Source organism: Curtobacterium sp. L6-1 (genome assembly GCF_018885305.1).
GTDB lineage: Bacteria > Actinomycetota > Actinomycetes > Actinomycetales > Microbacteriaceae > Curtobacterium > Curtobacterium aetherium.
Map to the genome: position 1 here is coordinate 540,482 of NZ_CP076544.1, position 25,533 is coordinate 566,014.

General features: G+C 71.8%; 20 protein-coding genes, 1 tRNA gene and 1 pseudogene. 18 read left to right on the forward strand and 4 right to left on the reverse strand.

Annotated features, from left to right (window positions below):
* The first annotated feature begins 6 nt into the window (after positions 1 to 6).
* From KM842_RS02605 to KM842_RS02645, 9 genes are all read left to right on the forward strand, one after another.
* The gene (locus KM842_RS02605) at positions 7 to 1,272 is read left to right on the forward strand and encodes an aspartate kinase (RefSeq protein ID WP_216260688.1); all 1,266 of its coding nucleotides are present in this window, start codon (positions 7 to 9) and stop codon (positions 1,270 to 1,272) included.
* Between the two features lie 17 nt (positions 1,273 to 1,289).
* The gene (locus KM842_RS02610; RefSeq protein ID WP_216260690.1) at positions 1,290 to 2,348 is read left to right on the forward strand and encodes an aspartate-semialdehyde dehydrogenase; all 1,059 of its coding nucleotides are present in this window, start codon (positions 1,290 to 1,292) and stop codon (positions 2,346 to 2,348) included.
* Between the two features lie 438 nt (positions 2,349 to 2,786).
* Positions 2,787 to 4,274: a malate:quinone oxidoreductase gene (locus KM842_RS02615; RefSeq protein WP_216260692.1), complete on the forward strand. Its 1,488-nt coding sequence runs from the start codon at positions 2,787 to 2,789 to the stop codon at positions 4,272 to 4,274.
* Between the two features lie 46 nt (positions 4,275 to 4,320).
* Positions 4,321 to 5,547: an Rv2578c family radical SAM protein gene (locus KM842_RS02620; protein WP_253206217.1), complete on the forward strand. Its 1,227-nt coding sequence runs from the start codon at positions 4,321 to 4,323 to the stop codon at positions 5,545 to 5,547.
* A 231-nt stretch (positions 5,548 to 5,778) separates the two neighbouring features.
* Positions 5,779 to 7,047 (forward strand): sensor histidine kinase, encoded by a 1,269-nt coding sequence (locus tag KM842_RS02625; protein ID WP_216260694.1) that lies wholly within the window; start codon positions 5,779 to 5,781, stop codon positions 7,045 to 7,047.
* Positions 7,048 to 7,139: 92 nt separating this feature from the next.
* On the forward strand, positions 7,140 to 8,246 hold the full coding sequence (locus KM842_RS02630; protein ID WP_216260695.1) for a hypothetical protein: 1,107 nt from the start codon (positions 7,140 to 7,142) through the stop codon (positions 8,244 to 8,246).
* Positions 8,233 to 8,934: a DNA-binding response regulator gene (locus KM842_RS02635; RefSeq protein WP_253206218.1), complete on the forward strand. Its 702-nt coding sequence runs from the start codon at positions 8,233 to 8,235 to the stop codon at positions 8,932 to 8,934. The genes KM842_RS02630 and KM842_RS02635 overlap by 14 nt, the downstream gene beginning before the upstream one ends.
* A complete protein-coding gene (locus KM842_RS02640) occupies positions 8,934 to 9,569 on the forward strand; it encodes a thymidine kinase (RefSeq protein WP_216260698.1) in 636 nt (211 codons plus the stop codon). The genes KM842_RS02635 and KM842_RS02640 overlap by 1 nt, the downstream gene beginning before the upstream one ends.
* Before the next feature lie 155 nt (positions 9,570 to 9,724).
* On the forward strand, positions 9,725 to 10,765 hold the full coding sequence (locus KM842_RS02645) for an LLM class flavin-dependent oxidoreductase (RefSeq protein ID WP_216260700.1): 1,041 nt from the start codon (positions 9,725 to 9,727) through the stop codon (positions 10,763 to 10,765).
* Positions 10,766 to 10,966: 201 nt separating this feature from the next.
* Here KM842_RS02645 and KM842_RS02650 read toward each other — a convergent pair.
* The 3 genes from KM842_RS02650 to KM842_RS02660 all read right to left on the reverse strand — a co-directional run bounded on the left by KM842_RS02650 (position 10,967) and on the right by KM842_RS02660 (position 14,813).
* A tRNA-Pro gene (locus tag KM842_RS02650) sits at positions 10,967 to 11,040 on the reverse strand.
* A gap of 186 nt (positions 11,041 to 11,226) precedes the next feature.
* Complete coding sequence (locus tag KM842_RS02655) at positions 11,227 to 12,180, reverse strand: metallophosphoesterase (RefSeq protein WP_216260702.1); 954 nt, start codon at positions 12,178 to 12,180, stop codon at positions 11,227 to 11,229.
* Positions 12,177 to 14,813, reverse strand: coding sequence for a transglycosylase domain-containing protein (locus KM842_RS02660; protein WP_216260704.1), 2,637 nt, complete (start codon positions 14,811 to 14,813; stop codon positions 12,177 to 12,179). The genes KM842_RS02655 and KM842_RS02660 overlap by 4 nt, the downstream gene beginning before the upstream one ends.
* Before the next feature lie 50 nt (positions 14,814 to 14,863).
* Here KM842_RS02660 and sp36 point away from each other — a divergent pair, with 50 nt between their 5' ends.
* On the forward strand, positions 14,864 to 15,022 hold the full coding sequence (gene sp36, locus KM842_RS02665) for a Sp36 family protein (RefSeq protein ID WP_181439508.1): 159 nt from the start codon (positions 14,864 to 14,866) through the stop codon (positions 15,020 to 15,022).
* Positions 15,019 to 15,480, forward strand: a complete 462-nt coding sequence (locus KM842_RS02670; RefSeq protein WP_216260707.1) for a RidA family protein — start codon at positions 15,019 to 15,021, stop codon at positions 15,478 to 15,480. Before sp36 ends, KM842_RS02670 begins: the two co-directional genes overlap by 4 nt.
* A gap of 82 nt (positions 15,481 to 15,562) precedes the next feature.
* Here the strand turns inward: KM842_RS02670 and acs are convergent, their stop codons facing one another.
* A complete protein-coding gene (gene acs / locus KM842_RS02675) occupies positions 15,563 to 17,530 on the reverse strand; it encodes an acetate--CoA ligase (RefSeq protein WP_253206219.1) in 1,968 nt (655 codons plus the stop codon).
* A gap of 755 nt (positions 17,531 to 18,285) precedes the next feature.
* Between acs and KM842_RS02680 the strand changes: the two genes are divergently transcribed.
* The 7 genes and pseudogenes from KM842_RS02680 (at position 18,286) to tmk (ending at position 25,486) form a co-directional block, all read left to right on the forward strand.
* Positions 18,286 to 19,617, forward strand: coding sequence for an ATPase, T2SS/T4P/T4SS family (locus tag KM842_RS02680; RefSeq protein ID WP_216260709.1), 1,332 nt, complete (start codon positions 18,286 to 18,288; stop codon positions 19,615 to 19,617).
* Positions 19,618 to 19,670: 53 nt separating this feature from the next.
* The gene (locus KM842_RS02685) at positions 19,671 to 20,591 is read left to right on the forward strand and encodes a type II secretion system F family protein (protein ID WP_216260712.1); all 921 of its coding nucleotides are present in this window, start codon (positions 19,671 to 19,673) and stop codon (positions 20,589 to 20,591) included.
* A 131-nt stretch (positions 20,592 to 20,722) separates the two neighbouring features.
* Positions 20,723 to 21,001 carry a DUF4244 domain-containing protein gene (locus KM842_RS02690; protein ID WP_216260713.1) on the forward strand — a complete coding sequence of 93 codons (279 nt, stop codon included), beginning with the start codon at positions 20,723 to 20,725 and terminating at the stop codon, positions 20,999 to 21,001.
* 41 nt (positions 21,002 to 21,042) lie between these two features.
* Positions 21,043 to 21,363 (forward strand): TadE family type IV pilus minor pilin, encoded by a 321-nt coding sequence (locus KM842_RS02695; protein ID WP_216260716.1) that lies wholly within the window; start codon positions 21,043 to 21,045, stop codon positions 21,361 to 21,363.
* 116 nt (positions 21,364 to 21,479) lie between these two features.
* Positions 21,480 to 21,794 (forward strand): annotated as a pseudogene (locus tag KM842_RS16010) (Rv3654c family TadE-like protein); the annotation flags it as partial.
* 219 nt (positions 21,795 to 22,013) lie between these two features.
* Positions 22,014 to 24,818 (forward strand): type I DNA topoisomerase, encoded by a 2,805-nt coding sequence (topA, locus tag KM842_RS02700; protein WP_253206220.1) that lies wholly within the window; start codon positions 22,014 to 22,016, stop codon positions 24,816 to 24,818.
* Positions 24,815 to 25,486, forward strand: a complete 672-nt coding sequence (tmk, locus tag KM842_RS02705; RefSeq protein ID WP_216260722.1) for a dTMP kinase — start codon at positions 24,815 to 24,817, stop codon at positions 25,484 to 25,486. Before topA ends, tmk begins: the two co-directional genes overlap by 4 nt.
* Positions 25,487 to 25,533 lie beyond the last annotated feature (47 nt).

Sequence of the window (25,533 nt, forward strand, 5' to 3'; positions counted from 1 at the left end):
GTACCAGTGGCCTTGATCGTGCAGAAGTTCGGTGGTTCGTCCGTCGCGGATGCCGAGAGCATCAAGCGCGTCGCGAAGCGGATCGTCGAGACGAAGAAGGCCGGCAACGACGTCGTCGTCGCGGTCTCCGCCATGGGCGACACCACCGACGAACTCGTCGACCTGGCGCACGAGGTCACCCCGATCCCCGCCGGGCGCGAGCTCGACATGCTCCTCACCGCGGGGGAGCGGATCTCGATGGCCCTCCTCGCCATGGCGATCAAGAGCCTGGGGGTCGAGGCGTCGTCGTACACCGGCAGCCAGGCGGGCATGCTCACCGACGCCCAGCACGGCAAGGCCCGCATCGTCGACGTCACCCCGAAGCGTGTGCGTGAGGCGCTCGACTCGGGGCACGTCGCCATCGTCGCCGGGTTCCAGGGCTTCAACCGGACCACCGGCGAGATCACCACCCTCGGGCGGGGCGGCTCCGACACGACCGCCGTCGCCCTCGCCGCCGCGCTCGACGCCGACGTCTGCGAGATCTACACCGACGTCGACGGCATCTTCACCGCCGACCCGCGCATCGTCCCGAAGGCCCGCAAGATCGACCGGGTCACCACCGAGGAGATGCTCGAGCTCGCCGCGTCCGGCGCGAAGGTCCTCTACATCCGCGCCGTCGAGTACGCCCGGCGGCACGGCGTCACCCTGCACGTCCGTTCCTCGTTCAGCAACGTCGAGGGCACCATCGTCTACAACCCTGCCGAGGGGGAAACCGTGGAAGAACCGATCATCACCGGCATCGCCGGCGACCTGTCCGAGGGCAAGATCACCGTCGTCGGTGTGCCCGACCAGCCCGGCAAGGCGGCCGAGATCTTCACGATCGTGGCCCGCGCCGGCGCCAACATCGACATGATCGTGCAGAACGTCTCGGCGGCGTCGACCGGCCGCACCGACATCTCGTTCACGCTGCCGAAGGACCAGGGCCAGAGCGTCCTCACCGCGCTCGAGGTCTCGAAGTCCGACATCGGCTACGAGGGCATCCAGTACGACGACCAGATCGGCAAGCTCGCCCTCGTCGGCGCCGGCATGCGCACGAACGCCGGCGTCTCGGCGCAGCTCTTCCGCGCGCTGCACGACGCCTCGATCAACATCGAGATGATCTCCACGTCGGAGATCCGCATCTCGGTCGTCACCCGCGCCGACACCCTCAACGAGGCGATGCGCGTCGTGCACGAGGCCTTCGGTCTCGACGCCGACAACGAAGCCGTCGTGTACGCCGGCACCGGCCGCTGAACCCGAGCAGGAGCACCATGACCGACACCCAGCTCACCGTCGCCGTCGTCGGCGCCACCGGTCAGGTCGGCGCCGTGATGCGCCGTCTGCTCGAGGAGCGCGACTTCCCGGCCACGACCGTCCGGTTCTTCGCCAGCGCCCGCTCGGCCGGCACCACGCTGCCGTTCCGCGGCGAGGAGATCGTGGTCGAGGACTCCGAGACCGCCGACCCCTCCGGTATCGACATCGCGCTGTTCTCGGCCGGTGCCACCGCGTCCCGGTCGCTCGCGCCGCGCTTCGCCGCCGCGGGTGCGCTCGTCATCGACAACTCGAGCGCCTGGCGGATGGACCCGCAGGTCCCGCTCGTCGTCAGCGAGGTGAACCCGGACGCGATCGACGCCGCCGAGAAGGGCATCATCGCCAACCCGAACTGCACGACCATGGCGATCATGCCGGTGCTCAAGGTGCTGGACACCGAGGCCGGCCTCCGCCGTCTCGTCGCGACCACCTACCAGGCGGTGTCCGGCAGCGGGCTCGCCGGCGTCGAGGAGCTCCTCGGCCAGGCCCGCGCCGCCCTCGAGCAGGACACCGCGGCACTGACGCACGACGGCTCGGCGGTCACGTTCCCGGAGCCGGTCAAGTACGTCCGGCCCATCGCGTTCGACGTCGTCCCGCTCGCGGGCAGCATCGTCGAGGACGGCGAGGGCGAGACCGACGAGGAGAAGAAGCTCCGCAACGAGAGCCGGAAGATCCTCGACCTGCCGGACCTCCTCGTCGCCGGCACGTGCGTCCGTGTCCCGGTCTTCACGGGTCACTCGATCTCGGTGCACGCCGAGTTCGAGCGGCCGCTCTCGCCGGAACGCGCCACCGAGGTGCTGGCGTCCGCGCCCGGCGTCGAGCTGTCCGACGTCCCGACCCCGCTGCAGGCCGCCGGTCAGGACCCGTCCTTCGTCGGGCGCATCCGCGCCGACCAGTCCGCCCCGGCCGGTCACGGTCTCGCGCTCTTCGTGAGCAACGACAACCTGCGCAAGGGCGCGGCGCTGAACGCCGTGCAGATCGCCGAGGTCGTGGTCGCACGCCGCTCGGTCACCGCCTGACCGACGCCACGGTGTGCGGTGGCGCACCGCGCGACGCAGCGCCCGGCGTCCACGACGACGGACAGGAGGCTCGGTACCAGCTGGTACCGGGCCTCCCGCCCGTCGTGGGGTCGGGTCCGACGACCCACGGCCGTGCCGTCGGTCAGGCGCGACGGCTGCGTCGGCTGCGTCGGCGCAGGAGCGGCGGTGGACCCTGTGCCTGTGCCTGTGCCTGTGCCTGTGCCTGTGCCCGTGCCTGTGCGGTGGTCGGGGGTTGGCGTCGCGCTCGACCCGGCCTCAGCGTTGGACTCCGGCGTGGGGAGCGCGCCGTCCCCGTCCGCACCGCCCCGTCGGAACCGCGGTTCCGTCCGCGGTCGTGACGCGCGCGTGCTCAGGTGGGACGACCAGCGACCGAGCCGCGTACGGCGCGGCGACAGCGGTCGGCGGTAGGCTCGCGGGGTGGCAGTGAAGCAGGTGGACCCCATCGATGTCGTCCTCGTCGGCGGAGGGATCATGAGCGCCACGCTCGCCGCGATCATCCACCGGCTCGAGCCGGACTGGACGATCCGCGTGTACGAGCGGCTCGGCAGTGCAGCCCAGGAGTCCTCGAACCCCTGGAACAACGCGGGCACCGGGCACTCCGCGCTCTGCGAGCTGAACTACACGCCCGAGCTCCCGGACGGTCGGGTCGAGATCGCCAAGGCCGTCACCGTGAACGAGCAGTTCCAGGTGTCCCGGCAGTTCTGGTCGCACCTGGTCGAGGACGGCACCCTGCCGGACCCGTCGAGCTTCATCAACCCGACGCCGCACATCTCGTTCGTCTGGGGCGCCGAAAACGTCGCCTACATGCGCGCTCGCTACGAGGCGATGAAGGACCACCCGCTGTTCGCCGGGCTCGAGTACAGCGAGGACGCCGAGCAGATCCGTAGGTGGGCGCCGGCGCTGATCCCCGGACGCAAGAAGGACCAGCCGATCGCGGCCACGTACTCGGCGGCCGGGTCGGACGTCGACTTCGGGTCGCTCACACGGCAGCTCTTCGACCACCTCGAGATCGAGGGCCTGCAGTTCGAGCCGTCGCACCGCGTGACGAAGATCGTTCGGTCGAAGGTGTCCGAGGGCTGGGTGCTCGACGTGCGGAACGAGGTCGGCCGGTCCAAGCAGCGCATCGCCGCCAATTTCGTGTTCGTCGGCGCCGGTGGCGGTGCCCTCCAGCTCCTGCAGAAGTCGGGCATCCCGGAGATCCGCGGCTACGGCGGCTTCCCGGTGTCCGGCGAGTTCCTGCGGACCGACGACCCCGAGGTGGTGCAGAAGCACGCCGCGAAGGTCTACGGCAAGGCCAGCGTCGGCGCCCCGCCGATGTCGGTGCCGCACCTCGATACGCGCATCGTCGACGGCCAGTCCTCGCTCATGTTCGGGCCGTACGCCGGGTTCAGCCCGAAGTTCCTGAAGCAGGGCTCGATGCTCGACCTCTTCACGTCGATCCGCCCGCACAACCTGCGGCCGATGCTCGCGGTGGCGTTCTCGAACTTCGACCTGGTGAAGTACCTGGTCGGGCAGCTGCTCGCGTCGAAGACCACCAAGTTCGACGCGCTGCGGGAGTTCATGCCGAGCGCGCAGCCCGAGCACTGGCACCGCATCACGGCCGGGCAGCGCGTGCAGGTCATCAAGCCGGACCCTGAGAAGGGCGGCGTGCTGCAGTTCGGCACGCAGGTCATCTCGTCGGCGGACGGCTCCATCGCCGGTCTGCTCGGCGCCTCGCCGGGAGCATCGACCGCCGTGCCGATCATGCTCGGCCTGCTGCGGACGTGCTTCCCCGACCGCTGGGACGGCTGGCAGCCCGCCGTGCGCGACCTGGTGCCCACCTACGGGCAGGACCTCGGTGACGACCCCGCACTGGCCGAGGCCACGCTCGAGCGCACCGCCGCCGTGCTCGGACTGCACCGCTGACACTCCTCGCCTTGCGGACCGTTCGAACGTGTGTTCGAATGGGTCCATGCGGTGGGACGGACAGGCGATCACGGCCGAGCGGAGCGACATGCTCTCCGGGCTCGAGTCGAACAGCGGGTTCGTCCGGAGTGTGACGACGCCGGAGTTCGCCGGTGTCACGTTCCACGAGGTCCTGGCGAAGTCGGCGCTGAACAAGGTCGGGGGAGCGGACGGCGGCACGTGGGGGATGACGATCAACCCGTACCGCGGGTGCAGCCATGCGTGCGTCTACTGCTTCGCCCGGCCGACGCACACCTACCTGGAGTTCGACGGCGGCGCTGACTTCGACCAGCAGATCGTCGTGAAGACGAACGTGGCGGACGTCCTCACGCGCGAGCTCGCGAAGCCCAGCTGGGACCGCCACCCGGTCGCCCTCGGCACCAACACCGATCCGTACCAGCGGGCCGAGGGCCGCTACCGGCTCATGCCCGGCATCATCCGGGCCCTGGCCGACTCCGGCACGCCGTTCAGCATCCTGACCAAGGGCAGTCTGCTCCGGCGGGACATCCCGCTGCTCGTCGAGGCGGCGAAGTCCGTCCCCGTCGACATCGCCATGTCGATCGCGGTGTACGACGACGACCTGCAGCAGTCCGTCGAGCCGGGCACCCCGACGACCTCCGCACGACTGGCGACTGTGCGCGCGGTCCGTGACGCCGGGCTCGACTGCTCGGTGTTCCTCATGCCCGTGCTGCCGTACATCACCGACACCCGGGCGCACCTGCAGGACGCCGTGGCGCGGGCCGCGGCCTCGGGCGCGACGAGCCTGATGTACTCCGCACTGCACCTCAAGCCGGGCATCAAGCCGTGGTGGTACGAGTGGCTCGGCCGGACCCACCCGGACCTCGTCGGGCGCTACCGGGCGATGTACCTCGACAACACGTACGCGCCGTCCGACTACCGGCGCTGGCTCGCCGAGCGGGTCCGCCCGATCCTGCGCGAGCACGGTCTGTCCCTCGGGCGGGTCGACCCGGCGACGGGGTCGATGGGCTTCACGGACGACGCCGTGCCGCGGACGTCCGACCAGTCGCCGCTGAAGCGCGCGGACCCGTCGTACGAGCACCGTGCCGAGTACCGGCCGACGAACGGCGCGGCCGGTGCAGGCCTCGGCGCCGACGCGGGCCGCGCTGTCGGTGCGGGCCCCGGCGGTGGTGCGGACCGCGGCGCTGCCGGTGCTGGTGCGACCGGTGTCCGACGCGGAACCGTGTCGACGAGCGGAGCGCCCCGGCTGTTCTGACCGGATGGGGTGTCGGGCCCGAGTCCGGGGGACAGCCGGACGTCGGCGGTCGTCGGTACCATGGGGGTGTCTGCGGCCGAACGACCAGATCGGGGTACATCTCCGAGCACATCGTGGTTGTATCGAACGCGGCGCCCCCGCCACCGACCTGCCACCCCACGGCGATCGGGAGCGGAGAGCACCCGTGGTCCGGGTGCTCCGTGACCCTCGACCGCACGGAAGGACAGCCCGGTGCTCGGCATCCCCACGCATCTCGCCCCTCGGGTGAACGCGTGGTCGACCGTGCGCGCCTTCCACGCGGCCGCGATCGGGTCCCTCGTCGCCGCGGCCCTCCTGCTCCTGCTCTACCGGCTCGACGCCCCCTCCGACCACGTCCTCGGGGCCGTGCTCGCGGTGGTCCCGATGCTCGTCATGATCGGCGTGCACGTCCACATCGGCACGTGGCGGTCGGCAGCGGCCTTCCTCGTCGTCGGAGGGCTCTGCACGTTCTGGTTCGCGACCGTCGTGCAACGGGAGCTGACCGAGGTGCCGTGGGTGGCGTCCTACCTGATGTCCCTCGTCGTCGTGCCCCTCGTCCTCATCGGCGGATCGGGGAGCGGCAGCGCCCGCGTGGTGCTCTGGTCGGTTACCGGCTTCGTGGTCGGCCGGGTCGTCACGGCGATCGCCGTGCTGCAGGTCGGCGGACCGGACCACCCCCTGGTCCTCGCCTGGGTGACGCTCGGGTTCGTGATCGCCCTCGTCCTCGCGGTGGGCCGCTCGACGGCGCGGTCGGAGCGCATCCAGCCGGAGTTGCTCCGGTCTGCCCGGGAAGAGCACGTGACCGCCTACCGTGCCGGCATTGAGGCCGAGGCGGCGGCGATCCTGCACGACACGGTCCTCAACCACCTCAACGCCATCGCGCTCGCTCCGGCGGGGCCGATGGACGAGCACCTGGCACGGACGATGGAGTCCGACGTCGCGATGCTCACCGGACGAGCCTGGCTCGCCGGGAACGCCCACGCCACCGACGACACGGACACCGCGACCGCCGAGGGTGTGGCGGCGTTCGAACGGATGCTCGACGAGCAACGGTCGGCCGGACTGCGGGTCACGGTCACGGGGGACCCGGTGTCGGTCGCGCGCCTGGACACCAGGGCGATGACGGCCGTCCTCCGCGCCGTCGGCCAGTGCCTGGCGAACGTGACCAAGCACGCCGGGACCGACGAGGCCGAGGTCAGCGTCTTCGACGACGGTGTCTCGTGCACGGTCATGGTCGTCGACGACGGCCGTGGGTTCGACGAGCAGGCGACGGGTGCGGACCGGATGGGGCTCCGCAACTCCGTCCGCGAGCGGATCGGTCGCGTCGGCGGTGAGGTGCAGGTGTGGTCGTCGCCCGGTTCGGGCACGAGCGTCATGATGAGCGTGCCGTACAGCGCGGGGACCGAGCCCGTCCCGGTCGACGTCGGCACCGGGAGCACCACCCTCGACTCCGGTAGCTTCGGGATCGAGCGTGCATCGTGACCGGCGACCGACCCGGCCCCGACCGCCGGCGTGGCGTCGCCTGGCCGCGGGCGTCGCACCGCACCGCACAGCAGTACGACCCCCTGGGTGCCATGGGTTCCCGGCCGCTCGCGGTCGTGCTCGGCGCGGGCGGCGTGCTCTGGGCCTCCCTCGTGTCCCTGCTCGACCGCGACGTCCTCGGCAGCCCGACCCTGAGCGCGCTGACCGTCCTGCTGCTCGCGGCGTCGGCGGTCGTGGTGATCACCGCCTCCAGCCCGTTCCGCGCCCCGTTCACCCGCTGGGCGTTCACCGCGCACATCGCCCTGCTCGCCACCGCCACGCTCACGAGTGCGGCGGCGCAGTGGGGCCCGGACCGCTCGCTCGTCAACGACTTCATGGTGCTGCTCAGCGCGGTCGGCATCGTCGCGGTCGCCCCCTACCGGCCGTGGACCGACCTGGTCGTCGGCGGCACCGTCCTCGCGGTCGTCGGCGGGGCCACCTTCGGCACCGTGGCGACCGTGCACCCCGCGGGTGTCCCGGTGCCGGTCGCTGCGTTCCTGGCCGCCGCCCCGACGCTCGTGCTGACCGCGGCGTCGGCGGTGTTCGCCCGCACGTTCGCCGGCCTGGCCGAGCGGGTGCAGATCCGGGCGGGCTCCTACTCGGTCGAGCGCGCCGAGCGGGACGGCATCACCGCGAGTGTCCAGCAGGACCGGTCGACGATCCTGGCCCGCGACGTCGCCCCGTTCTTCGCCGAGCTCCGCACCAGGGCGTCGATCACCGACGCCGACCGGGCCCGGGCGCGGGACATCGCGGACGGCATCCGGCAGGGCATGGTCGCCGAGGCGGACCGCACCTGGCTGGAGTACGCCGTCCGGATCGCCGGGGACGCGGCCGCGACCGTGACCGACCCGGGCGGGCTCGCCGCCGCCATGGACGCCGACCAGCGCACCGTCGTCCGGGCGTTCGTCCGGGCGCTCCTCGCCGCCGACACGGTGGAGCCGGACGAGGTGCACGTCGTCGTCGAACCGCTCGACGAGGGCACCGGTTCCGGGCCGCCACCGGTCCGGATGACCTTCGACGTCGCGGTGGCCGACTCCGACGTCGGCATCCACCGGAGGTTCGACCCGTACTTCGCCGTCCTCCGCGTGACGTTCCCCGACCTGGACGTCGCCGTCCGACCATCGTCACTGACATTAAGGTTCTCGTATGACCAGCACTGACCCGACCCGGTTGCCGGAGGGCGGTCCCGCCATGCCGGCCCCGGGTTCCCGCCGGGTGCGTTTGGCCATCCTCGACGACCACGAGGTCCTGCTCGACAGCCTGTCGAGCTGGATCGCGGTGAACGCCTTCGACTTCGACCTGGCCCTCACCGCGCACACCTGGCTCGAGATGGTGCACAGCGACAGTTTCCCGACCGACCTGGTGTTCCTCGACTTCCAGCTCAAGGAACCGGTCTCCATCGAGGCCCGCGTCCGCACGTGCCGGGCTGCGGGCGCGAAGGTGATCGTGCTCTCGAGCGTCGACGCCCGTGAGTCACGCGACCGTTCGCTCGCCGCCGGCGCCGCGGCGTTCCTGTCCAAGTCGCTGCCGATGCGCGAGGTCATGGACATCGCCCGCGAGGTCATGGGCGTCGCCCGCGAGACCCCGGCCCAGCGCGAGTGGCGGCCGCTGCCGACCGGTGCCAGTGCGCACCAGCGGCCGAAGCTCAGTCACGGTGAAGAGGAAGCACTCCGCCTGTACGTCTCCGGCTACTCGACGAACGAGGTCGCCGCGCAGATGAACGTGCAGTACGAGACCGCCAAGACGTACCTGCGCCGCGTGCGCGAGAAGTACGCGAAGGTCGGCCGTCCGGCGTCGAAGAAGTCCGACCTGATCCGTCGTGCGGCGGAGGACGGCTTCCTCGCGTAGTGGCGAAGCTCTACTTCCGCTTCGGCGCGATGAACAGCGGCAAGAGCACCGGGCTCCTGCAGGCCGCCTACAACTACGAGGAGCGGGGCCAGCGCGTCCTGCTCGCCAAGCCCAGCGTCGACACCAAGGGCGACCGTGAGATCGTCTCGCGCCTGGGCGTGACCCGGACGGTCGACGTCGTCCTGCCCGCCGATGCCGACGTCCGTGCCGCGGTCGCCGACGCCGGAGCGACCGACCCCGAGTCCGATCGCCTGGACGGGATGGTCCGCCCGGTCAGCTGCGTGCTCGTCGACGAGGCGCAGTTCCTCACCCCGCGGCAGGTCGACGACCTCCTGCGGGTTGCCGTCCTCGACGACGTCCCGGTCCTGGCCTACGGCATCCGCACGGACTTCCGGACCGAGGCGTTCCCCGGCAGCCGCCGCCTGCTCGAGGTCGCACACTCCCTCGAGGAGCTCAAGACGATCTGCCGCTGTGGTCGCAAGGCAGTCTTCAACGCCCGCAAGGTCGACGGCCGCTTCGTGTTCGACGGGTCGCAGGTCGCGATCGACGGTGTGGACGTCACGTACGAGTCGCTGTGCGCCAACTGCTACCTCACCGAGTCCGGTGGTCGGTTGGACGGCGAGATCGCCGTCTGACGCCCCGCAGGCGGCGTCCTGACGCGGTACGGCCGACCGTCCGCCGGCCGGGAGGCGCGCGCCGGCACCGTCACGCGCCTCCGAGCCGTCGGTGGGCGCGACGGACGCAGCCCGAGGGACGGAATGCGTCCGGGGCGGACGCTGTTGGCACCACCATGAGCGACGCCCCACTGCACCTTTCCGTCCTCGACCTGGCCACGCGTGAGTACGGCCAGTCGAACACCGAGGCCCTGCAGGGCTCGATCGACATGGCGGTCCGCGCCGAGCAGCTCGGCTACGAGCGCTTCTGGGTCGCCGAGCACCACGGCATGCCCGGCATCACTTCGTCGGCCCCGGCCGTCCTGCTCAGCGCCGTGGGTGCCGCGACCTCCACGATCCGTATCGGGTCGGGCGGCGTGATGCTGCCGAACCACGCACCGCTCGTCGTCGCGGAGCAGTTCGGGACCCTGCGCGCGCTCTACGGTGACCGGGTGGACCTCGGCATCGGGCGTGCGCCCGGGACCGACGGTGCCACCGCGATGGCGCTCCGCCGCACGGACCGGCTGGACGTGGACGACTTCCCGCAGCAGCTCGCCGACCTGGTCGGGTTCTTCACCGGCATGGAGGAGTCGAACCCGCTGTCCCGCATCCGCGCGGTCCCCGGCTACGGTGACGTGCCGGAGTTCTGGCTGCTCGGCTCGTCGGGCTACAGCGCTCAGGTCGCTGGCGCGCTCGGCATCGCGTTCGCGTTCGCCCACCACTTCGCCTCGGACAACACCGAGGCCGCGCTGGCGCTCTACCACCAGTCGTTCCGCCCGTCGCGCTTCCGGTCCGAGCCGCTCGCCCTCATCGGCGTGCAGGTCGTCACGGACGAGGACCCCGCGGTCGTCGAGGAGCAGAGCGCCCCGGGCATGATCTCGTTCATCCGGATGCGCCAGGGCGCGAAGCCCGAGCCGGTGTCGATGGAGGAGGCCCGCGCGTACGAGTTCTCGGACCTCGAGCGTCGGTTCATCGCGGCACGCACCGAGCGGCAGGCGTACGGCTCCCGTGACCAGGTCGCGGCGAAGATCAACGAGCTCGTCGCGTCGACCGGGGCCGACGGCGTGATCGTCGCTCCGGGCGCCGCACAGTCGCGCTACCGGCACCAGGCGCTCGAGGTCGTGGCCGACCTGCACACCGAGGGCCGGCTGGTCCGGCCGGGTGTCGCCGTCGCCTGACGCGGGGGAGTACGCGGTTCCGGCCGCACCGACACGACGAGGACCGGCCCGGGCCACGGACATCCGTGGTCCGGGCCGGTCCTCGTTCTGTGTCTGCGACCTGCACGCGTCGGCGCGACCGTCGCGGTGGGTGCGGGAGGGCTGGACTCCGGCGTGGGACGGAGAAGGCCCCGACTTCGTGAGAAGCCGGGGCCTTGTCTGTCGGGGTGACAGGATTTGAACCTGCGACCTCGTCGTCCCGAACGACGCGCGCTACCAAGCTGCGCCACACCCCGCGGTGTGATCGCTCCGTTCCCGGAGCAACCCCAGAAGTCTATCCGATGTTCGGGGGTGCTCACGACCACAGTGTGACGGCCGGGTGTGTCGCGCACGGGAGGTGCCCAGGAGGCGCGCGGCGGGTCCCCCGTGGAACGACGGCGGCCCGCCTCCTCGTGGAGACGGGCCGTGACGGACGGACGGGGTCAGGCCCGGGCGGTCAGGGTGACGACGACCGCTTCGGGCCGGACGGCGAACCGCACCGGGGCGTAGATCGACGTCCCGAGTCCGGCGGAGACGTTCAGCCAGGACCAGTGCGTCCGGTTCTGCCACTGGTGCAGGCCGCTCGCGTACCGGCGCGGCAGGTCCGAGTTCGTCACGAGTGCGCCGACCCCGGGGACCGCGACCTGGCCGCCGTGCGTGTGCCCGGCGAACACGATGTCGGCGCCCTGCGTCACGAAGGCGTCGAGCACACGTCGGTACGGCGCGTGTGTCACGCCGATGGACACGGGGGAGGGGCCGGTCTCGTCCTCGGACCAGGGCACCTCGGAGCGCATCTCGTCGACGTTCGCCGGCAGGAGGTCGAGACGGTCCCAGTCTCGGTGCGCGTCGGACGTGCCGAACAGCTCGAAGCGGGAGCCACGGACCTCGACGGCGCGGGCGTGGTCGTTGAGGTCGAGCCAGCCGAGCGACTCGAAGAACGCCGTCTGCCGGTCCACGTCGAGCTTCGCCGGCTGGGCGTCCGCGCGCAGGCTGCTCGGACCGGTGAGGTACTTCGCCGGGTTCCGGGGCGACGGCGCGTAGACGTCGTTCGACCCGTAGACGAAGGCACCGGGGATGCCGCGGAACGGTTCGAGGGCGTACTCGACCGCGGCGTTCGCGGTCTCATGGCCCAGGTTGTCGCCGGTGTTCACGATGAAGTCCGGCTCGACCAGGCTGAGGTCGCGGATCCACTGCTGCTTGTCGGCCTGCCACGGGGCCATGTGGATGTCGGACAGGTGCAGGACCGTCACGTCGCGGGAGCCGACCGGCAGGACCGGGACCGTCTCCCAGCGGATGCCGAACCGCCGACGCTCGACGAGGGCACCCCAGGCTGCGGTGGCGGCTCCGACCGCGGCACCGGCGGCGAGGACGCCGAGGGCACCGCGGCCGCGCGTCATCGGCAGTCCTTCGGGGCCTTGCCGCCCTTGGTGCCGTACAGCTTGAGGGTCACGCCGGTGTCCTTCGCGACGGCCGTTCCCGCACCGGGTTCGACCGCGGCGACGGTGCACTCGTTCTTGCCGTCACCCTTCTCGTACTGGTCGGCGACCCCGACGTTGCCGAAGCCGGCGTCGGAGAGGGTCGAACGGGCGTCGTCCACCTTCTTGCCGCCCACCTCGGGCACCGAGGCCTGCGAGCCGTCGGTCGTGTAGACGGTCACGCTCGAGCCCCTGGAGAGCTGCAGGCCCGCACCCGGGTTGGTCGACGAGACCGTACCGGGGGTGCCGCCGCCGGCCTGGACGCCGCCGTCGACGTAGGTGAGGCCGGCGCCGGTGATCGCGGCACGGGCGGCCTCGGGCGTCTGGCCCTGGACGTTCGGCACCGCGATGGCGTTGCCGCGCACCGCCGAGGGGGACGGGTCGGCGAACTGGCCACCGGGGTACTGGGTGTTGACGATCGTCTGCGCCTGCTTCCAGAGCTGGGTGCGGGACCCGGCGTACTGGCCGTTGGGGCCGTAGACGAAGCGGAGGCTCTGCTTGCCCTCGATGTTGCCCATCCAGGTCGCCGTCGCGACCTTTGTGGTGGCGCCGATGAGCCAGATCTGATCGGCTTCGTTCGTCGTACCGGTCTTCGCGAACTCGTCGAAGCCGTCGGCAGTCCTGCCGCCGGGCGCGGTCCCGATCGTGAGGACCTTCTTCAGCGCGTAGATCGCCGTGGCGGCCACCTGCGGATCGATGGCCTGCGTGCAGTCCTTCGGCTGACCGCCGAGCGACTTGCCGTCGGCATCGGTCACGTTGTCGATCGCGATCGGTCGGCAGAAGGTGCCGTTGTTCGCGATGCCGGCGTACGCCGCAGCCATCGTGAGCGGAGCGATGTAGTTGTCACCGAGGACCGAACCGGCGTAGAGCTCGAGGTTCTGCGTGGTCTTCTTGGACATGTCGTCCCCGAAGGCCGCGATGGGCGCGCGCGGCGCCGCGCGGTGGACGCCGAGGGACTCCGCGGTCTTCCGGATGTCGCAGTAGTCGAGCTTCTGCGCCATGTTGATGTAGGAGACGTTCACGGAGCGGTACGTCGCGTTCTCCACCGTCATGTTGCCGCCCTCGCCCGGCGAGTCGTTCTTCGGCGTGTAGTTGGTGGTCGACGGCGACCCGCAGAGGGGGTAGGAGTTGTACGTCCGCGGCGTCCCGTTGACGATCTCGCCGAGACCGTGCCCGTTCTGCAGCCAGTTGAGCAACGTGAACGGCTTGAAGGTCGAACCGGTCTGGAAGCCCTCGCCGCCGCCGTACTCCTGGTCGACGCTCAGGTTGAGGCCGGTGTCCGTCGTGGGAGCGCACGCGTTCGGGTCAGCGCCCTGCGAGCCGCACGCCGCGAGCTGGTTGTAGTTCTTGTTCTGCGCCATCGTCAGGATGCGGCCGGTGTCGGCCTCGACCGAGTTGATGACGCCGCCGAGCTTGAACCGCGCCTCGGTGTTCGGCGCGTACGCGTTGATGAGGTCCTTCTGCGCGTTGTTCAGGTCGAGGTTCAGCGTGGTCTGGATCGTGTACCCGCCGTTGCGCCAGGCAGCGTCGCGCGCCTTCTGCGTCGAGCCGAGCTGCGACATCTCCTTGACGACCTGCACCGCGTAGTCGCAGAAGAACTGCGAGCCGTTGCCCGCGGCGGCCTTGCAGCCCTGCGTCGGGTCGGTGAGGTGGACGTAGTCCTTCGGGTCGGAGGCGATGGCCTCGTCGAAGGCCTTCTTGTCGATGTGGTCCTGGGCGTACATCGACTTGAGGATCACGTCGCGTCGGGCGACGTTCGCCTTGTAGTACTTCGGGTCCGAGAGGTTGCGGGTGTTCGGCGACTGCACGATCGCGAGGATCGAGGCGGCCTCGGCCGGGGTGAGGTCGGTCGCGCTCTTGCCGAAGTACCGCTGCGCGGCGGCCTGCACGCCGTAGGTCTGGTCGCCGAAGAAGGCGATGTTGAGGTACCCGGTGAGGATGTCCTTCTTCGGGTACTTCTTCGCGAGCCCGATCGCGAGCTTCATCTCCTCGAGCTTGCGGGAGACGGAGACCTTGGTGGCCTCGTTGTAGGCCTTGAGCCGCTCCTCCTGCGTGGGGAGCTCGAGGGCCTGCTGCATCTTGATGTTGCGGACCAGCTGCATGGTGAGGGTCGACCCACCACCGGAGTCGCCGAGCCCACCGCCGGCGACGGTGCCGACACCGGCGCGGACGAGCGAGGTCATGTCGACGCCGCCGTGGTCCCAGAAGCGCTTGTCCTCGCCGTCGATCGCGGCGTTCTTGAGGTTGTCGCTGATCTGGTCGTACTTGAGTTCCTGGCGGTTCTGGTCGTAGACCGTCGCCAGGTGCACCGGCTTGCCGCCCTGGTACGCCAGCACTTCGTTGCGCTGGGGGAGGTCACCGAGTTCGATGTACTCCGGCAGGGACTCGAAGACACCGATCGTCGAGGTCGTCGTGACACCGGCGACCGCGATGGCCGGGGTGACACCGATGGTGACGAGCAGACCGGCGAGGGCACTGAAACCGACGAAGCCGACGAAGGCGCCGACTGCGGAGACGGGCTTGGTCCGGCGGGCAGACGTCTTCTGGGCAGACATAGGATGCAGCCTAAACGACACCTCGGACTGAAAGGCTGGCAAGGAACCGCATGAGCCGCTGGGAATACCTCACGACCCCGTTGATCATCCACAACACCACCGCCATCCTCAACAACTTCGGCGACCAGGGCTGGGAACTGGTGCAGGTCGTCACCGGTCCGGAGGGTGGGCTCGTCGCCTACCTGAAGCGCCCGAAGGCCGACGCGTGAGCACCGCCGACCGCCTGACCGAGCTCGGCATCACGATCCCGGAGGTCGCGGCGCCCGTCGCCGCCTACGTCCCCGCCGTGGTCTCCGGGGCGCACGTCTTCACCGCGGGACAGCTGCCCTTCGCCGACGGCGCGCTCCCGGTCACCGGCAAGGTCGGCTCCGCGGTGGACGCCGAGACCGCGACGGCGCAGGCCCGCCAGGCGGCGCTCAACGCGCTCGCTGCGGTGCAGAGCGTCGCCGGTTCGCTCGACCGCGTCGCCCGGGTGGTCAAGGTCACGGTCTTCGTCGCCTCGGACCCGTCGTTCACCGGGCAGCCGGGGGTCGCGAACGGCGCCTCGCAGCTCGTCGGTGACGTGTTCGGCGAGGCGGGCGTCCACGCACGCAGCGCCGTCGGCGTCGCGGTGCTCCCGCTCGACGCGCCGGTCGAGGTCGAGCTGGTCGTCGAGCTGACGGACTGAACCACCTGCGGACGCGACGCGTCCGGAGACGCAGGAAGGGCCTCCCGGCCGGTGCCGGGAGGCCCTTCTCCTGTCGTGCGGACTACATCAGTTCCGCGATGGTCGCCATGATCGTCGGGTCCGCCAGCGTGGTCGTGTCACCGATGCGTCGGCCCTCCGCCGCGTCGCGGAGGAGGCGGCGCATGATCTTGCCGGACCGCGTCTTCGGGAGTTCGGGCACGATGACCACCTGCCGGGGCTTCGCGATCGGGCCGATGCGTGCGCCGACCCAGTTGCGCAGTTCCGCTGCGGAGGCCTCGCGGTCGACGCCCTCGGCCGCCTCGGCGGTGAGGATCACGAACGCGACCACGGCCTGTCCGGTCGTCTCGTCCGCGGCGCCGACGACGGCTGCCTCGGCGACGCCCTCGTGTCCGACCAGCGCGGACTCGATCTCGGCCGTGGACAGGCGGTGGCCGGAGACGCTCATGACGTCGTCCACGCGGCCCTGCACCCAGATGTCGCCCTGTCCGTCGAGCCGGGCGCCGTCGCCGGCGAAGTAGCGGCCGGGGAAGCGCGACCAGTACGTCTCGACGAAGCGGTCGTCGTCACCCCAGATGCCGCGCGCCATCGAGGGCCACGGCTCGGTGATGGTGAGGTAGCCGCTGCCGCCGGGGTCGACGCGGTGGCCGTCGTCGTCGACGATCTCTGCGACGATCCCGGGCAGCGGAGTCTGGGCTGCGCCCGGCTTGAGCTTCGTGACGCCGGGCAGCGCCGAGATCATGATCGCGCCGGTCTCGGTCTGCCACCACGTGTCGACGATGGGCGTGCGGTCGTGGCCGATGACCTGCCGGTACCACTGCCAGGCCTCGGGGTTGATCGGTTCCCCGACGCTGCCGAGCAGTCGCAGCGTCTCGAGGCTGCGGGCCTCCGGGATCTGGCGGCCGGCCTTCATCGCCGCGCGTACGGCGGTCGGTGCGGTGTAGAGGACCGTCACCCCGTAGGCGTCGACGAGGTCCCACCAGCGGCCTGGCTCGGGCTCGTCGGGGGTGCCCTCGTAGAGCACCTGGGTGACGCCGTTCGCCAGCGGCCCGTAGACGACGTAGGAGTGTCCGGTGATCCAGCCGATGTCGGCGGTGCACCAGTAGACGTCCTTGTCGGGGTGCATGTCGAAGACGTTCCGGTGCGTGTACGCCGCCTGCGTGAGGTACCCGCCGGAGGTGTGCACGATGCCCTTCGGCTTCCCGGTCGTGCCCGAGGTGTACAGGATGAAGAGCGGGTTCTCGGCGGGGAAGGCCTGCGCCTCGTGCTCGGGGGCGGCGGCCTCGAACGCGTCGTGCCACCAGTGGTCGCGGTCGGTCCAGGCGACCTCGTTGCCGCCGCGCTGCACGACGAGCACGTGTTCGACGCTCCCGGTGCCCGCGCCCTGCAGTGCCTCGTCGACGGCGGGCTTGAGCGGCGTGACGGCACCGCGACGCCACCCGCCGTCCGCGGTGACGACGACCTTGGCGCCCGCGTCCTCGATCCGGGTGCGGAGGCTCTCCGCGCTGAACCCACCGAAGACGACGGAGTGGATCGCACCGATCCGGGCGATCGCGAGCATGGTGACGACGGCCTCCGGGATGAGGGGGAGGTAGACCACGACCCGGTCGCCACGCCCGACGCCCAGCCCCTCGAGCATGTTCGCGGCCCGCTGCACGTCGGCGGTCAGCTGCGCGTACGTGATGGTGCGGGTGTCGCCGCGTGCGCCCTCGAAGTGGATCGCCACCCGCTCACCGTTGCCGGCCCGGACGTGCCGGTCGAGACAGTTTTCGGCGACGTTCAACTCGCCGTCGGCGAACCAGCGGGCGAAGGGTGCTGCCGACCAGTCGAGCGTGGTCGTGAACGGGGTGCGCCAGTCGAGGAGGGCACGGGACTGCTCGGCCCAGAACGCGACCCGGTCGGCGCTCGCGGCCTCGTGCAGTCCCTGGTCGGCGACGGCGTCGGCCACGAACTCGGGCGACGGGGGGAAGGTCGCCCCCTCGTCGGTGGTGGTGTCGGTCGGCTTTGCGTCGGCCTGCTGCGGAATCGTCATCGATGTCCTTTCGTCTCGTCCGCCCGGGACGCGGTCGGACCACCGAGGCAGACGACGACCGGGCGCAGTCGGAGACTACTCCGGGCGGTGACGTCGGTGGGGGCGGTCCGTGGAGGGCTGTGGACGGATGTCGATCGACGACCCGCTGTGAACGGATCGCCGTCACGTCGGGCGGTCCGTCGGCCGCCGTCACTGCGCGCGGCTCGTCGGCCGCCGCCACTGCGGGGCGGAGCCGCGGCTGTCCGTGCGCAGTCGTGCAGTCGATCTCCGCAGGGCGCCCCCGCACGTGCTCGCAGGTGTCATCGCATCCCGTTCATGGGGTACACTCGTACCTGCCGGGCTCGTTCCCGGTGGCGCCGGCAACGATTCCCCCCAATCAGCCGGTGTCCTGGCGGCACCCGTTCCCCCCAACAGGTGCCGCCTCTTCTTTTTCCTGGGTTCCCCTCACCTGCACGAGTGGTCCGGCAGGTGTCGACACGGCGCTCGATCGGTGCAGGGACGCGGCCGGAGTGGACAGACCGGTCCGCCGAACGGCCGACACGGCAATGCTGCCGCGGTCGGGTCGCAGCAGCCCGGCGGAGCGGCGACACCGGCGCGCCGACCGTCCTGGCCCGCCCCACCGCCCGTCGACTGCAACGGGGTACGGGCGCGCGCTTCGGGGTACAAACGCGCGGTCGCGTTGAGGAGAGCTGCCTTGTCCACCGGCCCGGCCGGGAGGCGCGGTGCGGCCCGACCGGGTCCGTACCGTCCCCGACATGCACCGGCACCGCGCTCCGTTCCTGCCCGGCACCCCTCAGACCGGCCACCTGCGGCATGCCGCCGCCCTGATCGACTTCGAGGAGCTCGCCCCGCTCGTCGCCGACGACCGGGTGACCGACGTGCTCGTCCTCGGCGGACGTGGCGTCTGGACCGACCGGGGGTCCGGGCTCGACGTCGTCCGGGGCCTCGTCCTGTCCGAGGAGCGGACACGCGATCTCGCGCGGACACTCGTCGCACGCGGCGGACGACACGTCGACGAGACCACGCCGTGCGCGGACGTCCGGCACGGAGACGGCATCCGGGTGCACGCGGTTCTGGCCCCCGTCTCGGTGCAGGGGACCGCCATCTCGATCCGGCTGCCCCTGGCCGAACGCCCGACCGTCGCCCGGCTGGCGGCAGGCGGGTTCTTCGAGAAGGTCCCGCGCGCGGTCGTCGAACGGGCGGTGCGCGAGCGACGCAACATGCTCGTCACCGGAGCGACCGGGAGCGGCAAGACCACGCTCCTCGCCGCGATGCTCGCCCTGGTCCCGGCCGCCGAACGCGTGATCACGGTCGAGGACGTCGCCGAACTCCGCGTCGACCATCCGCACGTCGTGTCCCTCGAGGCGCGACAGGCGAACGCTGAGGGGGCCGGGGCGCTCGGGCTCGACCGGCTGCTCCGCGAGGCGCTCCGGATGCGCCCCGACCGGATCGTCGTGGGGGAGTGTCGCGGCGCCGAGATCCGCGAACTGACCTCGGCGCTGAACACCGGGCACGACGGTGGCGCGGGCACCGTGCACGCGAACGGGCTCGAGGACGTCGCCGCCCGGCTCGAGGCGCTCGGGGCGCTCGCCGGTCTGGGGGCCGAGGCCCTGGCACGCCAGGCCGCGAGTGCGTTCGACCTGGTGCTGCACGTCGAGCGGCGCGGTGGTGTCCGACGACTGGCGGCGGTCGGCCGCCTCGGGATCGATCCCGTGGGGCGACTCGAGGTCTCCGCTCTGCACCCGCTGCACGCGCCGCCGGAACGGGCACACCGGGCGCGGACCGCGGTCGGACGGGATCTGTCGGCACGTCGGACCGCGCCGGACGGGCGGATCTCACCGGACGGGCGGATCTCGCCGGACGTGCGCATCTCGCACGATGCGCGGGTCCAGACCGGCGGGCACCACGGAGCGTCCGGCGGCGTGCTCGGCGGGACGTCCGGCCTGCGCCCGGGAGGTCCGTCCGGCCTCTCCGGGCTTCCCGGTCCTTCCCCGGCCGCCGGGTCCTTCGGGGCTGCCGGGTCGTCGACGGCGGCGTCGGGTGGCCGGTCCGGTGGTGCCCATCGCCGGCGACGTGACGGGACGTGAGGGCGACCGGCCGGAGGAATGCTCGGACGAGTGCGGCGCTGGACCGAGCACGCGTGCTGGACCGTGTCGCCGTGCTGGTGAGCGCCGGCGTCCCGCCGCCACGAGCCCGGTGGCTCGCCGGGGACCGCACCGGGGAGGACGTTGCCGTCGGCGACGGCACCGCGGGCGCCGCGGATGACCGCGCTGCGGGCCCCGCGGCCGACAGGTTCACGGTCGGCACCGGTCGCGCGGTCGGCACCGGTCGCGCGGTCGGCGCCGGTCGCGCGGTCGGCGCCGCAGACCGGGACGTCGAGGGTGTCCTCGCGGTCGCTGCTCGCACCGGTGCCCCGGTGGTGCCGGCGCTCCGGGCGCTGGCTGCGTCCCTCCGAGACACCGCGGCGGCGGAGCGGTCGGTGCGGATCGCGCTGGCCGGACCACGGTCGAGTGCGCGGGTGGTGCTGGCGCTCCCGGCGTTCGGCGTCCTGCTGGGCTCGACGTGGGGCGTGGACACGGTCGGCGTGCTCGTCCGGACACCGGTCGGCTGGGGGTGCCTGGCGGGGGCAGCGCTCCTGGTCGCGGTGGCCGGACGGTGGACCGCGCGCCTCGTCACCGCGGCCGCAGGCAGACCGGAGGTCCCCGGGCTGCTGCTCGACGTCTGGGCGGTCGCGGTGTCCGGCGGTGGCGCCTGGACCGACGCGGCGTCAACCGTCGAGGCGGTGTTCCCCGGTCGGCACTGGCCCGCGGAGGACCGCGCCCGGCTGACCGAGACGTTGGCGCTCGCCGAGCGGGCCGGGGTCCCGGCCGCGGCACTGCTCCGCGCCTGGGCCGTCGACAGCCGTGCGGACGCCGCTGCCGAGGACATCGCCCGGGCGGAGCGGCTCGGGGTCCGGCTCGTCGTGCCGCTCGGGGTCTGCGTGCTGCCCGCGTTCGTGCTGGTCGGGGTGGTGCCCGTCGTGCTCGCGATCCTCTCCTCCACATCCACTGGCCTCGGATGAGCCCTCCACCGGATGCGGCAGGGGACGCCGGCCGGCGGGGCTGCTCGCCGAGACTCGGTCCACCGCCGGGACCGGCACCGACCGCGGGCCCGGCGGAGACACCGTTCGACAGAGAGAAGGAAGGACACCACATGGAAGAGGACTCGGCTGCACCCGTCCGCGGCGGTACCGCCGGACCCGACGCGACCCAGGACACCGTCCGACCCGCGCGCTCGCTGCGGCGTCGGCCGACGGCGGAGGTCGACGGCCTCCGCGGGCTGCTGCGCGACGACCGCGGCTCGGCGACGGCGGAGTACGCGGTGGTCATCCTGGCGGCGGTCGCCTTCGCCGGGGTACTCGTCGCGGTGATGCGGTCCGGCGAGGTGCAGGCCATCCTGACCGAGCTCGTGCGGAACGCCCTCACACCGTGACCGGCCCGCGACGTGCCCGGGGCGACCGGGAGCGGGGAGCCGTGACGGTCGAGTTCGCCGTCGCGCTCCCCGTCGTCGCGGTGGTCGTGGCTGCGGGCATCGCCGGCGTCGTGGTCGTCGACAGGCAGGGGCGGCTGCAGTCGGCGGCGGCCTCGGCGGCCCGGGCGTTCGGGCGCGGGGACGAGACGGGCGGCCGGAGCGTGCTCGACCGGGCCGCCGCGGGATCGGTGCGGATCGAGCGTGCGGCGGGCATCGTCTGCGTGCGCGCCACCCGGTCGGCGGGGAGCGGGCCGTTCGTCGGCATCGCGGTCGAGGGGCGTGCGTGCGCCGTGGACGAGCAGGCTGCCGGGGGACCGCCGTGACCCACTCCGACCGGGGTGTCGCTGCCGAACCCGGTCGACGGCCGGACGGCACCGGACGCGGTGCGACCGTGCCGGACGAGCCCTCCGGCCCGGTCGGCCGCGCTCCGCGCACTCCGGTGCGGCGCGCCGAGACCGGTTCGGCCGCGGTCGTGCTCGTCGCGGTGCTCGCCGCCGTCACACTCGTCGTGACGGCGGTGCTGACGGCCGCGGCACACCGCGTCGCGACGGCCCGAGCACAGGGTGCCGCTGACGCTGCCGCGCTCGCCGCGGCGGCGTCCGCGGTCGGGTTGCTGCCCGGCCGGCCGTGCGCGTCGGCGAGCCGCCTCGTCCGGGCGAACCGTGCCTCCCTCTCGACCTGCTCGGTGGTGGGCGCAACCGCTGTGGTCGGGGTCGTCGTCGGGTCCGGACCACTGGCTGCTCGCGCGACGGCGACCGCCGGCCCACGCGGCGACGCCGGGTCGGTGATGCGGACGGCGTCGGCCGTCCACCCGGTGCCGTCCCGGGGGAACGGTCCGGGTCGGCCTCCACCGAGGCATCCCCAGCGGAGTGTGTATGGTGTGCCTGTCGGCCCGCCGGTCACCGAATTCCCGGTCGACCCGGACGCATCGAGACGTCCGTCGGCCGATCAGCACCATCGATCAAGGAGACACGTGCCAGGCACGAAGAAGCTCGTGATCGTCGAGAGCCCCGCGAAGGCGAAGACGATCGCGCAATACCTCGGCGACGGATACGAGGTCCAGGCGTCCGTCGGCCACATCCGTGACCTCGTCGAGCCGAAGAACCTGCCGACCGAGCTCAAGAAGGGCTCCCTCGGCAAGTTCTCGGTCGACGTGGACAACGGGTTCGAGCCGTACTACGTCGTCTCCGACGCGAAGAAGAAGACCGTCGCCGACCTCAAGCGAGCCCTCAAGGACGCCGACGAGCTCTACCTCGCAACAGATGAAGACCGCGAGGGCGAGGCCATCGCGTGGCACCTCCTGCAGGTGCTGAAGCCCAAGGTGCCGGTCAAGCGCATGGTGTTCCACGAGATCACCAAGGAGGCGATCCAGCGCGCCCAGGAAGCCACCCGCGAGCTCGACACCGCACTGGTCGACGCGCAGGAGACCCGCCGCATCCTCGACCGTCTGTACGGGTACGAGGTCTCGCCGGTGCTCTGGCGCAAGGTCGGACCCGGCCTCTCCGCCGGTCGTGTGCAGTCCGCGGCGACCCGCCTCGTCGTCGACCGGGAGCGCGAGCGTCTCGCGTTCGTCACCGCCAACTACTGGGACCTCTCGGCACGCTTCGAGAAGTCCGAGGACGGCTCCTTCGCGGCCAAGCTCGCCCGCATCCACGGCAAGCGCGTCGCCTCCGGTCGTGACTTCGACGACCGTGGTGTGACCACCTCCGACGTCGTCCGTCTCGACGAGGCCGCGGCGAACGCCCTCTCGGCCGTGCTCGAGCGCGCCGGGGACGCCGTCGTCCGCAGCGTCGAGTCGAAGCCGTACACACGCCGTCCGGCCGCACCGTTCACCACGTCGACCCTGCAGCAGGAGGCGGCGCGCAAGCTCCGGTTCTCGGCTCGCCAGACGATGAGCGTCGCGCAGTCGCTCTACGAGAACGGCCACATCACCTACATGCGGACCGACTCCGCCTCGCTCTCGCAGCAGGCGGTCACCGCGGCGCGCAAGCAGGCGTCGGCGCTCTACGGTGCCGGTTCGATCCCGGCCAAGCCCCGCTCCTACGCCGGCAAGAGCAAGAACGCGCAGGAAGCGCACGAGGCCATCCGCCCCGCCGGTGACACGTTCAAGACGCCGTCCCAGATGGAGGGCGTCCTCCGCGGCAACGACCTCCGCCTCTACGACCTCATCTGGAAGCGCACCGTCGCCTCGCAGATGGCGGACGCGAAGGGCTCGACCGCCTCGGTCGTCCTGGGCATCACGTCGACCGAAGCGGTCGAGGGGCTGCCGTCCACGGCCTCCGGCACCGACGTCGAGTTCACGGCCTCGGGAACGGTCATCACGTTCCGCGGCTTCCTCAACGCCTACGAAGAAGGCCGCGACGAAGAGCGCGCCGCGAACGACACGAGCGACGACGCGAAGCTGCCGCAGATGGCCGAGGGCGACCACCTCGGCGTGCACGACGTCCTCGCCAAGGGCCACGACACCTCGGCTCCGCCGCGCTACACCGAGGCCAGCCTGGTGAAGACGCTCGAGGAACTCGGCATCGGTCGTCCGTCCACGTACGCGGCGATCATCTCGACGATCATGGACCGCGGCTACGTCACCCAGCGCGGAACCGCCCTCGTGCCGAACTGGATCGCCTTCAGCGTCGTCCGGCTCCTCGAGGACTACTTCGGCGACCTGGTGCAGTACGACTTCACGGCCGAGATGGAGAGCGACCTCGACCGCATCGCCAGCGGTGACGAGGACCGCGTCGACTGGCTCAAGGGCTTCTACTTCGGCGGCGGCGACCAGCGCGGTCTGCGGACGGTCATCGACAACCTCGGCGAGATCGACGCCCGCGAGATCAACTCGGTCGAGCTCGCGCCGGGCCTCACCCTGCGCATCGGCCGCTACGGGCCCTACATCGAGACGCCGAGTGACGACCCCGAGAAGCCGCGTCGCGTCAACGTGCCCGAGGACATCGCACCGGACGAGCTCACGCTCGAGAAGGCCCGCGAACTCGTCGAGGCGCCCGTGATCGGCGACCGTGTCGTCGGCATCAACCCGGAGACCGGGAAAGAGGTCCTCGCGAAGGACGGCCGCTTCGGACCGTACGTCACCGAGCGCACTCCCGAGCCGGAGCCCACCGTGGACCCCGCGACGGGCGAGGTCCTGCCGGCCGCCGCCGGGGCGGAGCCCGAGGCCGCGACGACGACCACCGCGACGAAGACCACCGCGAAGTCGACGGCAGCCACGGGGACGAAGACGGCCGCGGCGAAGAAGACGACGAAGAAGGCGGCCGCCCCCAAGGAGCGCACCGCCTCGCTCTTCAAGTCGATGGACCCGCAGTCCGTCGACCTCGAGACCGCGCTCAAGCTCCTCGACCTGCCCCGGGTGGTGGGCAAGGACCCGGAGTCCGGCGACGAGATCACCGCACAGAACGGCCGCTACGGTCCGTACCTCAAGAAGGGCACCGACACCCGGACGCTCCCGAGCGAGGACGCGATCTTCGACGTGGACCTGCCCGGCGCGCTGGAGATCTTCGCCCAGCCGAAGTACGGCGCCAAGCGTGCCGCCAGCGCAGCGCTCAAGGAGTTCGACGCCGACCCGGTGTCCGGCAAGCCGATCAAGGTCAAGGACGGCCGCTTCGGTCCGTACGTGACCGACGGCGAGACGAACGCCACGATCCCGCGCGGCGAAGAGGTCGAGCAGGTCGACTTCGAGCGTGCCGTCCAGCTCCTGGCGGACAAGCGCGCCAAGGGCCCGGTCAAGAAGAAGGCACCGGCCCGCCGCGCCCCCGCGAAGAAGAAGTGACCGCAGCGGCAGCGGCACCGGACGACGTCTCCGGTGCCGCCCGCGGCTGGTTCATCACCCTCGAGGGCGGTGACGGCGCGGGCAAGACGACCCAGGCCGAGCGCCTCGAGCAGTGGCTCGGGGAGCACGGCCGGCACGTGGTCCGCACCCGCGAGCCCGGCGGGACGGAGCTCGGACAGAAGATCCGCGAGATCGTGCTGCACGAACGGGGCCACATCACACCCCGCGCGGAAGCGCTGCTCTACGCCGCCGACCGAGCGCACCACGTGGAGACCGTCGTCCGACCGGCCCTCGCTCGCGGATCGGTCGTCCTGCAGGACCGGTACATCGACTCGTCGGTGGCGTACCAGGGCGTCGGACGCGGCCTCGGTGCCGAGCAGATCCGCGGGGTGTCCGACTGGGCCGCCGAGGGGCAGACCCCGGACCTCACCGTCCTGCTCGACCTCGACGTGACCGTCGGACGTGCCCGTGTGGCAGCTGCCCGCGGCGACGTCTTCGACCGCCTCGAGTCCGAGGCCGAGACGTTCCACGAGACGGTGCGTCGGGCCTTCCTCGCGATGGCCGACGCCGAACCGACGCGGTTCCTCGTCGTCGACGCGGCGGAACCGGCCGACGTCGTGCAGGAGCGGATCCGCGCTGCCGTGTCGGGCCTCCTCGGGATCGCCTGATGACGCCGACGCCGACGCCGACGCCCATGCCGACGCCGCCGCCGCCG

Bases quoted from the DNA above. Each gene is read 5' to 3' on its own strand.
- KM842_RS02610 (WP_216260690.1), top strand. From the start codon at position 1,290: ATGACCGACACCCAGCTCACCGTCGCCGTCGTCGGCGCCACCGGTCAG.
- sp36 (WP_181439508.1), top strand. From the start codon at position 14,864: ATGAGCCGCTGGGAATACCTCACGACCCCGTTGATCATCCACAACACC.
- acs (WP_253206219.1), bottom strand. From the start codon at position 17,530: ATGACGATTCCGCAGCAGGCCGACGCAAAGCCGACCGACACCACCACC.
- KM842_RS02655 (WP_216260702.1), bottom strand. From the start codon at position 12,180: ATGACGCGCGGCCGCGGTGCCCTCGGCGTCCTCGCCGCCGGTGCCGCG.
- KM842_RS02620 (WP_253206217.1), top strand. From the start codon at position 4,321: ATGCGGTGGGACGGACAGGCGATCACGGCCGAGCGGAGCGACATGCTC.
- KM842_RS02645 (WP_216260700.1), top strand. From the start codon at position 9,725: ATGAGCGACGCCCCACTGCACCTTTCCGTCCTCGACCTGGCCACGCGT.
- KM842_RS02630 (WP_216260695.1), top strand. From the start codon at position 7,140: ATGGGTTCCCGGCCGCTCGCGGTCGTGCTCGGCGCGGGCGGCGTGCTC.
- KM842_RS02680 (WP_216260709.1), top strand. From the start codon at position 18,286: ATGCACCGGCACCGCGCTCCGTTCCTGCCCGGCACCCCTCAGACCGGC.
- KM842_RS02635 (WP_253206218.1), top strand. From the start codon at position 8,233: ATGACCAGCACTGACCCGACCCGGTTGCCGGAGGGCGGTCCCGCCATG.
- KM842_RS02690 (WP_216260713.1), top strand. From the start codon at position 20,723: ATGGAAGAGGACTCGGCTGCACCCGTCCGCGGCGGTACCGCCGGACCC.
- KM842_RS02660 (WP_216260704.1), bottom strand. From the start codon at position 14,813: ATGTCTGCCCAGAAGACGTCTGCCCGCCGGACCAAGCCCGTCTCCGCA.